This window comes from Massilia sp. CT11-108 (assembly GCF_047302915.1).
Classification (GTDB): Bacteria; Pseudomonadota; Gammaproteobacteria; order Burkholderiales; family Burkholderiaceae_D; genus Telluria; species Telluria orientalis.
In genome coordinates this window covers 1-11,827 of sequence record NZ_JBKYMO010000161.1, presented here as the reverse complement: position 1 = coordinate 11,827, position 11,827 = coordinate 1, and the positions used below count along the sequence as shown (strand labels likewise).

The 11,827-nt window shown below is 66.1% G+C and carries 9 protein-coding genes; 7 read left to right on the top strand and 2 right to left on the bottom strand.

Going from position 1 to position 11,827, the window contains the following annotated elements; all coding sequences use genetic code 11:
• The coding region (locus tag ACEN88_RS14685; RefSeq protein WP_413340673.1) for a PrpR N-terminal domain-containing protein at window positions 1-681 on the bottom strand (681 nt) is incomplete at its 3' end.
• A gap of 168 nt (window positions 682-849) precedes the next feature.
• Here ACEN88_RS14685 and ACEN88_RS14680 point away from each other — a divergent pair.
• Both ACEN88_RS14680 and ACEN88_RS14675 read left to right on the top strand, forming a co-directional pair.
• Window positions 850-1,179, top strand: coding sequence for a DUF485 domain-containing protein (locus tag ACEN88_RS14680; protein WP_413340671.1), 330 nt, complete (start codon window positions 850-852; stop codon window positions 1,177-1,179).
• Window positions 1,176-2,843, top strand: coding sequence for a cation acetate symporter (locus tag ACEN88_RS14675; RefSeq protein WP_413340669.1), 1,668 nt, complete (start codon window positions 1,176-1,178; stop codon window positions 2,841-2,843). The genes ACEN88_RS14680 and ACEN88_RS14675 overlap by 4 nt, the downstream gene beginning before the upstream one ends.
• 51 nt (window positions 2,844-2,894) lie before the next feature.
• Here ACEN88_RS14675 and ACEN88_RS14670 read toward each other — a convergent pair whose 3' ends face one another.
• Window positions 2,895-4,013: an alpha/beta fold hydrolase gene (locus ACEN88_RS14670; RefSeq protein ID WP_413340667.1), complete on the bottom strand. Its 1,119-nt coding sequence runs from the start codon at window positions 4,011-4,013 to the stop codon at window positions 2,895-2,897.
• Between the two features lie 205 nt (window positions 4,014-4,218).
• Here ACEN88_RS14670 and prpB point away from each other — a divergent pair, with 205 nt between their 5' ends.
• The 5 genes from prpB to ACEN88_RS14645 all read left to right on the top strand — a co-directional run.
• A complete protein-coding gene (prpB, locus tag ACEN88_RS14665) occupies window positions 4,219-5,124 on the top strand; it encodes a methylisocitrate lyase (RefSeq protein ID WP_413340666.1) in 906 nt (301 codons plus the stop codon).
• Window positions 5,121-6,281, top strand: coding sequence for a 2-methylcitrate synthase (prpC, locus tag ACEN88_RS14660; protein ID WP_413340664.1), 1,161 nt, complete (start codon window positions 5,121-5,123; stop codon window positions 6,279-6,281). The genes prpB and prpC overlap by 4 nt, the downstream gene beginning before the upstream one ends.
• Window positions 6,282-6,415: 134 nt before the next feature.
• Entirely contained in the window at window positions 6,416-9,016 is a 2,601-nt protein-coding gene (gene acnD, locus ACEN88_RS14655; RefSeq protein WP_413340662.1) for a Fe/S-dependent 2-methylisocitrate dehydratase AcnD, read from the top strand.
• A gap of 107 nt (window positions 9,017-9,123) precedes the next feature.
• Window positions 9,124-10,314: a 2-methylaconitate cis-trans isomerase PrpF gene (gene prpF, locus ACEN88_RS14650; RefSeq protein ID WP_413340660.1), complete on the top strand. Its 1,191-nt coding sequence runs from the start codon at window positions 9,124-9,126 to the stop codon at window positions 10,312-10,314.
• 157 nt (window positions 10,315-10,471) lie between these two features.
• A partial coding sequence (locus ACEN88_RS14645) for a PAS domain-containing protein (RefSeq protein ID WP_413340658.1) occupies window positions 10,472-11,827 on the top strand: 1,356 nt, incomplete at its 3' end.

Genomic DNA, 11,827 nt, shown 5'->3' with positions numbered 1-11,827 from the left:
GCGATGGAACGGCTGCGCCAGACCGTCGTGCTGTACGCGCGCTCGCCGGCGACGGTGCTGATCCAGGGCGAGACGGGTCAGGCGCGCCATCTCGAGGGCGTCGTCGAACGCGCGCCGGATCGATTCCAGCGAGTACACGAACACCGTCTTGAGGCCCGCTTCCTCGGCCAGGTCGGTGATCAGGCCGGCGCCCACGATCACCTCGACCCCGGCCGACTTCAGCTCGGCGATGCTGGCGCGCGCGTCGTCCTCCGTGACGTACGTGCGCTGTTCGACGGCGAGGCCGAACGTGGCCGCGAACTCGGCCAGCTCCGCCACGGGACGCTGGTAGTGGACGAGGCCGATGCGCGCCGACATGCGCCGCGCGCGCGCGAGGGCCTGCATGACGTCGAAGCCGCTCGCCGTCGCGACGACGACCGGCACCGACACGCGTCCTTTCAGGTAGGCGGCATTGGAGCCGGCCGCGATGACGACGTCGCAGTGTTCCGTCGCCATGCGTTCGCGGATGTGGCGCGCGGCCTCGTCGAAGCCCAGGTGCAGCGGTTCGATCTGGGCCAGGTGGTCATATTCGGGCGTGATGTGGCGGAACAGGTCGGACAGGCGCGACACGGAGACCGTCCAGATGACGGGCTTGCCGGGCCCCTGGTCCGGCGCGGGCGCGGGATGGGTCGGGTAACTCATGTTGCAAGTGTACATGAATGTGCAACGCATGTTTCAATGCGGTTTCATGTTGAAACAGTTGGGCGCAAACATTTCGGCGAGCCGTAAGAATCGGGTAAGGCGGCCCACTTAGGATCGATACCAGCCCGTCAACCTGAGCGGCGCATTACTAGAAGATTGGAGACAAAAGTGGAAGATGACATCGTCCAGCGGGTCAAAGCAGACCCGAATTACCAAAAGCTCGTCAAATCGCGCTCCAGCTACGGCTGGTTGCTGACCTGGGCCGTGATGATCGTGTATTACGGCTTCACGCTGCTGAACGCGTTCGACAAGGAGTTCATGGCCTCGAAGATCGGCGCCGGCGTCATGTCCTGGGGCGTGCCGCTGGGTCTGTTCGTGATCCTGTTCACCGTCGCGGTCACCGGCATCTACGTGCGCCGCGCCAACAGCGAATTCGACGCGCTGACCGACGCCATCCAGCGTAACGCCGCTTCGGGCAAGGAAAAGGTGCGCGCATGAAGAACACGACCCTCATGAAGAGCGCCGCCGCCGCGGCGCTGCTGGCCGCCACCGGCGCCGTCATCGCCGCGCCCGACCTGGGCCAGGCACAGAAACAGCCCACCAACTGGACCGCGATCATCATGTTCGTCGGGTTCGTGATCTTCACCCTGTTCATCACGAAGTGGGCCGCCAAGCGCACCCGTTCCGCATCCGACTTCTACACGGCCGGCGGCGGCATCACCGGCTTCCAGAACGGCCTGGCGATCGCCGGCGACTACATGTCGGCCGCATCGTTCCTCGGCATTTCCGCCGCCGTGTTCGCGAACGGCTTCGACGGCCTGATCTATGCGATCGGCTTCCTCGTCGGCTGGCCCGTCATCACGTTCCTGATGGCCGAGCGCCTGCGCAACCTGGGCCGCTTCACGTTCGCCGACGTGGCCGCCTACCGCTTCGCGCAGAAGCCGGTCCGCATGTTCGCGGCCTCGGGCACGCTCGTCACCGTGCTGTTCTACCTGATCGCGCAGATGGTCGGTGCCGGCCAGCTGATCAAGCTGCTGTTCGGCCTGGATTACTGGATCGCCGTCGTGATCGTGGGCGCGCTGATGATGGTTTACGTGCTGTTCGGCGGCATGACCGCGACGACCTGGGTGCAGATCATCAAGGCCGTGATGCTGCTGGGCGGCGCCACGTTCATGGCGTTCTCCGTGCTGGCCCTGTACAACTTCAGCCCGGAAGCGCTGTTCGCCAAGGCCGTCGAAGTGCACAGCAAGAAGGATGCGATCATGGGCCCGGGCGGCTTCATCAAGGATCCGATCTCCGGCATCTCGTTCGGCATGGCGCTGATGTTCGGTACGGCCGGCCTGCCGCACATCCTGATGCGTTTCTTCACCGTTCCGAGCGCCAAGGAGGCACGTAAATCGGTGCTGTGGGCAACCACCTGGATCGGCTACTTCTACATCCTGACCTTCATCATCGGCTTCGGCGCGATCGTGCTGGTCGGTACGAACCCGGCGTTCAAGGACGCTGCCGGCAAGCTGCTGGGCGGTAACAACATGGCGGCCGTGCACCTTGCCAACGCCGTTGGCGGCGACGTGTTCCTCGGCTTCATCTCGGCCGTCGCGTTCGCAACGATCCTGGCCGTCGTGGCCGGCCTGACGCTGTCCGGCGCCTCGGCCGTGTCGCACGACCTGTACGCCACCGTGGTCAAGAAGGGCCAGCCGGCCCCGGGCAGCGAACTGCGCGTGTCGCGGATCACGACGGTCTTCCTGGGCATTGCCGCCGTGCTGCTGGGTATCGTGTTCGAGAAGATCAACGTGGCCTTCATGGTCTCGCTGGCCTTCGCGATCGCGGCCTCGGCCAACTTCCCGGTGCTGTTCATGTCCGTCCTGTGGAGCAAGTGCACCACCCGCGGCGCGACCGTGGGCGGCTTCCTGGGCCTGGCAACCGCCGTCATCCTGACGCTGCTGTCGAAGTCCGTGTGGGTCGACGTCTTCCACAATACGCACGAGATCTTCCCGTACACGTCGCCGGCGCTGTTCTCGATGACCGTCGGCTTCGTCGGCGTGTGGCTGTTCTCGGTCACCGACAAGAGCCAGCGTGCCGCCATCGACAAAGCTGGTTTCGAAGCGCAGGAAGTGCGTTCGGAAACCGGTATCGGCGCCTCCACCGCATCGGCACACTGATCGAAACCGGATCCATGCAACCCGCACGCGCCCGCGTGCGGGTTGTTGCGTTTACGGCGCCACGTCGCCGGCCTTCTCTGCGAACGGCCGCGCATACTTCACGAGCGAGACCAGCGTCTTGCCCGGCTCCTCGTTGAAGATCTCGTGCGCCGAGTCCTCGAACCACACGAGCTGCTTGGCCGGCGCCTTCACCTTGTCGAACCATTCCGCCGTGGCCGATGCCGATACGTTGTAGTCGTGCCGGCCGTTGAAGATGACGATGGGGCAGTCGAACTTCGTGTAGACGCTGAAGTCCTGCGTGAGCACGTCCGTCAGCATGCGGCTCGACGAGAATTCCGTGCCGTCCCACATGGTCTTCAGGTCCGCATCCGTGTATTCCGGCGCCAGCTTCGCGGCTGCGGATTCGGCGTCGGACCCGGTCCGGCCGTACACGGCACCGCCGTAGCGGGCGAGCCATTTGCGCTGCAGGTACAGATCCTTCAGCACGAGCGGCTTGCCTGGCGCGGCGTACGGCGCGATCGATGCCAGTTCGCGGATCGCCTGCCGGTTGCCCTCGCGCTTCGCCGCATCCATCGTGTACTGCCAGCCGCGGCGTTCGCTCTCCATGCCGTCCGTGATCTGGCCGATGCCGACGTACGCGTGCAGCCAGTCGGGATGGCGCTGCGCCAGCTGGATGCCCAGCGACGAGCCCCACGAATGGCCCAGCACGAAGATGCGGTCCTTGCCGAATTCCTTGCGCAGGAACGCCACCATCTCCTCGGCGTCCGCCAGCATTTGCGCGCGCGTCATCGTGGGCGCGACCTTCGCCGGATCGTTGGCGGCATACGTCTTGCCGGCGCCGCGCTGGTCCCATTGCACGACCGTGAAATACTCTTCCCAGCCGCGCTGGAAATACCAGCTCGTCGGCATCGCGACATAGCCCGGGCCGCCGTGCAGGAACAGCAGCACCGGATTGCGCCGGTCCGTGCCGCGCACGCTGATCCACTGGTCGATCCCGCCGATGCGTACGGCCCGCGTCTGTTCGATGCCTTGCGGCGTGACGATGCGGCGCATGTCGGCGATGATCTTCACGGCGGCGGCGCGGCTGTCCGGGCCGGCGCCATGGGCGAGCGTGGTGATGGACAGGCCGGCCAGCAGTGCGGCGCACAGCCTGGATGAGCGTTCGAACATGGTTGTCCTTGTCGTTGTGGATAGGGTCGCGCGCAGTCTGTTCAATTTTCTCCAGCGTGTCAACGATGTTTCATTCTGAAACGCCGTGAAACATGAACTGGCGGGACGGCGTGCCCAAGTCCTTGAATATCCTGGAAATCTCCGTTGGCACGGTCCTTGCAAACCCATGGGCCACCATCACAGATCGCATCATGAAAGGGTAGACATGAGCCAACAATCCGCCGGCGCCAAATTCCGCCAGGCCGTCCAGGAAGAACATCCGCTGCAGGTCATCGGCGCCATCAACGCCAACCACGCGCTGCTGGCCAGGCGGGCCGGCTACCGCGCGATCTACCTGTCGGGCGGCGGTGTCGCGGCCGGATCGCTGGGCCTGCCGGACCTCGGCATCTCCGGTCTCGAAGACGTGCTGATCGACGTGCGCCGCATCACCGACGTGTGCGACCTGCCGCTGCTCGTCGACATCGACACGGGCTTCGGCGCGTCCGCCTTCAACGTCGCCAGGAGTGTACGCTCGCTGATCAAGGCCGGCGCGGGCGCCTGCCACATCGAGGACCAGGTCGGCGCCAAGCGCTGCGGCCACCGTCCGGGCAAGGAGATCGTCAGCCAGGGCGAGATGGTCGACCGCGTGAAGGCCGCCGTCGACGCGCGCACGGACGACAACTTCGTCATCATGGCGCGCACGGACGCGCTGGCCGTCGAGGGCCTGGATAAAGCCGTCGAGCGCGCGGTCGCGTGCGTGGAGGCCGGCGCCGACATGATCTTCCCGGAAGCCATCACGAGCCTGGAGATGTACGCGCAATTCAAGAAGGCGGTCAAGGTGCCGATCCTCGCGAACATCACGGAATTCGGTTCGACGCCGCTGTTCAGCGTGGACGAGCTGCGCGGCGCCGACGTCGACATCGTGCTGTACCCGCTGTCCGCGTTCCGCGCGATGAACAAGGCCGCGGAAAACGTCTACGAAGCCATCCGCCGCGACGGCACGCAGAAGAACGTCGTCGACACCATGCAGACCCGCGCCGAACTGTACGAGCGCATCGATTACCACAGCTACGAACAGAAGCTCGACGCGCTGTTCGCACAAAATAAAACGACACAGGAGACGAAGAAATGACTGACGTGAAGACCGATACGCCCACCTTCAAACCGAAGAAATCCGTCGCGCTGTCCGGCGTCGCTGCCGGCAATACCGCGCTGTGCTCCGTGGGCCGCTCCGGCAACGACCTGCACTACCGCGGCTACGACATCCTGGACGTGGCGGGCAACAGCGAATTCGAGGAAATCGCCTACCTGCTCGTGCACGGCAAGCTGCCGAACGAGGCCGAACTGCGCGGCTACAAGGCCAAACTGAAATCGCTGCGCGGCCTGCCGCATGCCGTGAAGGCCGCGCTGGAAGCGCTGCCGGCGGGCGCGCATCCGATGGACGTGATGCGCACGGGCGCGTCGGTGCTGGGCTGCGTGCTGCCGGAAAAGGACGACCACAACAGCGCCGGCGCGCGCGACATCGCCGACCGCCTGATGGCGTCGTTCGGCTCGATGCTGCTGTACTGGTACCACTACAGCCATAACGGCAAGCGCATCGACGTGGAGACCGATGACGATTCGATCGGCGGCCACTTCCTGCACCTGCTGCACGGCTTCAAGCCGTCCGACGAGTGGGTCAAGGCGATGCACACTTCCTTGATCCTGTATGCGGAACACGAGTTCAACGCGTCGACGTTCACCGGCCGCGTCATCGCCGGCACCGGTTCCGACATCTATTCCGCGATCACGGGCGCGATCGGCGCGCTGCGCGGTCCGAAGCACGGCGGCGCCAACGAAGTCGCGCTCGACATCCAGAAGCGCTACGAGAACGCGGACGAGGCGGAAGCGGACATCCGCAACCGCGTGGCGAACAAGGAAGTCGTCATCGGCTTCGGCCACCCGGTCTATACGATCTCCGACCCGCGCAACAAGGTGATCAAGGAAGTGGCGCGCACGCTGTCGCAAAGCGCCGGCTCGATGAAGATGTTCGACATCGCCGAGCGCCTCGAAACCGTGATGTGGGAAGTGAAAAAGATGTTCCCGAACCTCGACTGGTTCTCGGCCGTCTCGTACCACATGATGGGCGTGCCGACCGCGATGTTCACGCCGCTGTTCGTCATCTCGCGCACGTCCGGCTGGTCCGCGCACATCATCGAGCAGCGCATCGACAACAAGATCATCCGCCCGAGCGCGAACTATGTCGGTCCGGAAGACCTGACTTTCGTGCCGCTGGCGGAGCGCAAGTAAACATACATGCGGCCCCAAAACCGTCGTTCCCGCGCAGGCGGGAACCCAATTACGTCGCGTACCGGCGGACTGAAATTGGATCCCCGCCTTCGCGGGGAAGACAATGCAAGGGCCCCGGACTACGGAGTCGCAAAATGAACAGCCAATATCGCAAGCCCCTGCACGGCACCAATCTCCATTACTTCGATGCGCGCGCCGCCGTCGAGGAGATCCAGCCCGGCGCCTGGGACACCCTGCCGTACACCTCGCGCGTGCTGGCCGAAAACCTCGTGCGCCGCTGCGAACCGATGGCGCTGGTGCCGTCGCTGAAGCAGATCATCGAGCGCAAGCGCGATCTCGATTTCCCGTGGTTCCCCGCGCGCGTCGTGTGCCACGACATCCTCGGCCAGACGGCGCTCGTCGACCTGGCCGGCCTGCGCGACGCCATCGCGCAGGAGGGCGGCAATCCGGCCCTCGTGAATCCGGTCGTGCCGACGCAGCTCGTCGTCGACCACTCGCTCGCCGTCGAATGCGGCGGCTTCGATCCGGACGCGTTCGCGAAGAACCGCGCGATCGAGGACCGCCGCAACGAAGACCGCTTCGACTTCATCGAATGGACCCGCAAGGCGTTCGAGAACGTCGACGTGATCCCGCCGGGGAACGGCATCCTCCACCAGATCAACCTGGAGCGCATGAGCCCCGTCGTGCAGGTGAAGGATGGCGTGGCATTCCCCGACACCCTCGTCGGCACGGACTCGCACACGCCGATGGTCGATGCGCTGGGCGTCATCGCGATCGGCGTCGGCGGCCTGGAAGCGGAGAGCGTCATGCTGGGCCGCGCGTCGTACATGCGCCTGCCGGATATCGTCGGCGTCGAGCTGACCGGCAAGCCGCAACCGGGAATCACCGCGACCGACATCGTGCTGGCGCTGACGGAATTCCTGCGCAAGTCGAAGGTCGTCTCGGCCTACCTCGAGTTCCATGGCGAGGGCGCCGCGAATCTCACCCTGGGCGACCGTGCGACGATCTCCAACATGGCCCCGGAATACGGCGCGACGGCGGCGATGTTCGCCATCGACGAGCAGACCATCAAGTACCTCAAGCTGACCGGCCGCGACGACGACCTCGTGAAACTGGTCGAGCTGTATGCGAAGGAAACGGGCCTGTGGGCGGACACGCTTGCGAATGCGCAGTACGAGCGGACACTCCATTTCGATTTGTCGACGGTCGTGCGCAACATCGCCGGTCCGTCGAACCCGCACAAGCGCGTGGCGACGTCGGAGCTGGCGCAGCACGGCATCACGGGCACGGTCGAGAACGAGCCGGGCAAGATGCCGGACGGCGCCGTCATCATCGCCGCCATCACGAGCTGCACGAACACGAACAACCCGCGCAACATGGTGGCCGCGGGTCTCATCGCGCGCAACGCGAACGCGCGCGGGCTCGCGCGCAAGCCGTGGGTGAAGACGTCGCTGGCGCCGGGTTCCAAGGCCGTGCCGCTGTACCTGGAAGAGGCGGGCCTGCTGCCGGAGCTGGAGAAACTGGGCTTCGGCGTGGTCGCCTTCGCGTGCACCACCTGCAACGGCATGTCCGGTGCGCTGGACCCGGCGATCCAGCGGGAGATCGTCGAGCGCGACCTGTACACGACCGCGGTCCTGTCGGGCAACCGCAATTTCGACGGCCGCATCCACCCGTATGCGAAGCAGGCGTTCCTCGCGTCGCCGGCGCTCGTCGTCGCGTACGCCATCGCGGGCACGATCCGCTTCGACATCGAGAAGGACGTGCTGGGTGTCGATGCCGACGGCAATCCGGTGCGCCTCGCGGACATCTGGCCGAGCGATGCGGAGATCGACGCCGTCGTCGAGCAATCGGTGAAGCCGCAGCAGTTCCGCAAGGTCTACGACATCATGTTCGCGCGCCGCGAAGGCGGCGACGATGCCGTGGCGCCGCTGTACGACTGGCGCCCGATGAGCACCTACATCCGCCGTCCGCCGTACTGGGAAGGCGCGCTCGCCGGCGCGCGTACCTTGTCCGGCATGCGTCCGCTGGCGGTCCTGGGCGACAACATCACGACGGACCATTTGTCGCCGTCGAACGCGATCATGCCGGACAGCGCCGCGGGCGAATACCTCGCGAAGATGGGCCTGCCGGAAGAAGACTTCAATTCGTACGCGACGCACCGCGGCGACCACCTGACGGCGCAGCGCGCCACGTTCGCGAACCCGACGCTGAAGAACGAGATGGTGCGCAACCCGGACGGCAGCGCGCGTGCCGGGTCGCTCGCGCGCATCGAGCCGGAAGGTACCGTAACCCGCATGTGGGAAGCGATCGAGACGTACATGGAGCGCAAGCAGCCGCTGATCGTGATCGCGGGTGCCGACTATGGCCAGGGCTCGTCGCGCGACTGGGCCGCCAAGGGCGTGCGGCTGGCGGGTGTGGAAGCCATCGTGGCCGAAGGCTTCGAACGCATCCACCGCACGAACCTCGTCGGCATGGGCGTGCTGCCGCTGGAATTCCAGCCGGGCACCACGCGCCTCACCCTCGGGATCGACGGTACGGAGACGTTCGACGTCGTGGGCGAGCGCACGCCGCGCGCGACCCTCACGCTGGTCATCCATCGCCGCAGCGGCGAAGCGGTCGAGGTGCCGGTGATCTGCCGTCTCGATACGGCCGAGGAAGTGTCGATCTACGAGGCGGGTGGGGTGCTGCAGCGGTTTGCGCAGGACTTCCTCGCGTCTTCCAAAGTGGCAGCATAAAACCGTCGCCCCTGCGAAGGCAGGGGCCCAATTTGCAGGCGTCTCGACGGCGCATGCAGAACTTGGGTCCCCGCCTGCGCGGGGACGACGGGTCAGGGACAATACATATGACTCACGTACCTCAAATCAAAGTTCCCGCCGTCTACATGCGCGGCGGCACCAGCAAAGGCGTGTTCTTCCGCCTGCAAGACCTGCCGGAGGCGGCGCAAGTCCCGGGCGAGGCGCGCGATAAATTCCTGCTGCGCGTGGTCGGCAGCCCCGACCCGTACGCGAAGCACATCGACGGCATGGGCGGCGCCACGTCGAGCACGAGCAAGACCGTGATCGTCGCGCCGGGCACCCGTTCCGGCCACGACGTGGACTACCTGTTCGGCCAGGTCGCGATCGACAAGCCGTTCGTCGACTGGAGCGGCAACTGCGGCAACCTGTCGGCCGCGATCGGCCCGTACGCGATCGCCAACGGCTTCATCGATCCCGCGCGCATCCCGGACAACGGGACCGTCGTCGTACGCATCTGGCAGGCCAACATCGGCAAGACGATCGTCGCCCACGTGCCCATCGCGGACGGGCAGGTGCAGGAGACGGGCGACTTCGAGCTCGACGGCGTCACGTTCCCGGCGGCCGAGGTCCAACTCGAATTCATGGACCCGGCGGCCGAAGAAGGGGAGGGCGGCGGCGCGATGTTCCCGACCGGGAATCTCGTCGACGACCTCGAGGTGCCCGGTGTCGGTACACTCCGGGCCACGCTGATCAACGCCGGCATCCCGACCGTCTTCGTGAACGCCGCCGACATCGGCTACACGGGCACGGAGCTGCAGGATGCGATCAACGGCGACCCGAAGGCGCTGGCCATGTTCGAGACGATCCGTGCCTACGGCGCCATGCGCATGGGCCTGATCGCGCACGTGGAGGAAGCCGCGCGCCGCCAGCACACGCCGAAGGTCGCCTTCGTCGCGCCGCCGGCGGCCTATGTCGCGTCGAGCGGGAAGCAGGTCGGGGCGGGCGACATCGACCTGCTCGTGCGCGCCCTGTCGATGGGCAAGCTGCACCATGCGATGATGGGCACGGCGGCCGTCGCCATCGGCACGGCGGCCGCGATCCCGGGCACGCTCGTGAGCCTCGCCGCAGGCGGAAGGGCGCACGAAGCGGTGCGATTCGGCCATCCGTCCGGCACCTTGCGCGTGGGCGCCGAGGCGCGCCAGGAGGACGGCGACTGGGTCGTCACGAAGGCCGTGATGAGCCGCAGCGCGCGCGTGCTGATGGAAGGTTGGGTGCGCGTGCCGGGTGACGCGTTCTGAGACCGTTGCTGCGCCGCATCACACGCTGAATTTCATCTTTCCATAACGTTAAATTACGTTGATTTTCAGCTATCATCCATTTAAAAATCGACAAGGCGCCGCGTCGGCAGGCGTACTGGACATAGGGATGGATCGGGGAACGAGCACAGCGGCCTTGGTGGCCGACGCATTGGTATTGATTGCCGCGCCGGCCTGCGCCTGCGACGGTGAGGGTACCATCTGGGCCGCGAACGCGGCGCTGGTCGAACTGGCCGGCGGCGACGTGGTGGGGCGGCCGCTGGTGTCGCTGTTCTGCCCGCGTACGGCGGCGGCGATGGCGGCCGAGATCCGCCTGTCGCAGTCCGGCGAACGCCGCTGGGACGGTTTGATCGAACATGGCACCACCGGACGGCCCGTCGAGGTACGCGCGAAGCCACTGTCCCCGGAGGGCGCCACCTTCGTCTTCGGCGACGTGCTCACGTTCGGCGACGGCCAGGCCGCGCTGCGCGGGCGCCTGCTGGAACAGGCGGCCGTCGTCGAGCATGCGCCCGTCGGCATTGCCGTCACCTTGCCGGCCCTGGTCAAGTCGTGCAATCCGCGCATGGCGGAGATGCTGGGCTATGCGCCGGAAGAACTCATCAACCAAAGCCCGGCGCAGGTGTTCGCCTCGCGTGCCCAGTACGACGCGTTCATCGGCGAAGCCGTCGTCGTGCTGACGACCGGCAGCCTGTTCGAAAAGAGCGAGGTGCCGCTGCGGCGGCGCGACGGCAGCACGATCTGGTGCCGCATCCGCGCCAAGGCCGTCGACATGAGCGCGCGCGAGGCGGGCACCGTGTGGATCGTGGAAGACGTCACGGACGCGCGCCAGGCGCTCACCGAGATCCAGTCGATCATGACCAATGCCACGATCGGGATCTTCTTCACGCGCGCCCGCACCATCACGCGCTACAACCACTGTTTCGGCTCGATGTTCGGCTATGCCCCCGGCGAGGTGCTGGGCCGTTCGACGCGCGTGCTGTACACCGACGATGCCGCGTTCGACGCCATGGGCCGCACCGCATATGGCGTGCTGGGACAGGGCGGTTCGTTCAAGACCGAGACGACGATGGTGCGCCGCGACGGCACGCGGATGTGGGTGAACATGATCGGCTACGCCGTCAATCCCGAGGAACTGGGCACCGGCACGATGATCTGGATGATCGAGGACCGCACCGGCCAGAAGGCGGCCGAGGAATCGCTGCGCAACGCGCTGCTGGAAAACCAGGCGATCCTCGACAACGCCGTGCTGGGCATCGCCGTCGTCGAGAAGGGCCGGACCTTGCACTGCAACCGCAAGATGGAAGAATTGTTCGGCCACCAGGGCGGCAGCATCGAGGGACTGCCGGTGCGCGAGCTGTATCCCGACGACGCGGGCTGGATCGCCGCGCGCGAGCAGACGCGGCGCGATTTCGAGGCGGGCCGCGTGCACATGGCCGAGTACGAACTGGTGCGGCCCGACAGGCGCGCCCAGAAGCGCTTGCCGTCGCGCCGCACC

Bases quoted from the DNA above. Each gene is read 5' to 3' on its own strand.
- ACEN88_RS14675 (WP_413340669.1), top strand. From the start codon at position 1,176: ATGAAGAACACGACCCTCATGAAGAGCGCCGCCGCCGCGGCGCTGCTG.
- ACEN88_RS14670 (WP_413340667.1), bottom strand. From the start codon at position 4,013: ATGTTCGAACGCTCATCCAGGCTGTGCGCCGCACTGCTGGCCGGCCTG.
- prpB (WP_413340666.1), top strand. From the start codon at position 4,219: ATGAGCCAACAATCCGCCGGCGCCAAATTCCGCCAGGCCGTCCAGGAA.
- prpC (WP_413340664.1), top strand. From the start codon at position 5,121: ATGACTGACGTGAAGACCGATACGCCCACCTTCAAACCGAAGAAATCC.
- acnD (WP_413340662.1), top strand. From the start codon at position 6,416: ATGAACAGCCAATATCGCAAGCCCCTGCACGGCACCAATCTCCATTAC.
- prpF (WP_413340660.1), top strand. From the start codon at position 9,124: ATGACTCACGTACCTCAAATCAAAGTTCCCGCCGTCTACATGCGCGGC.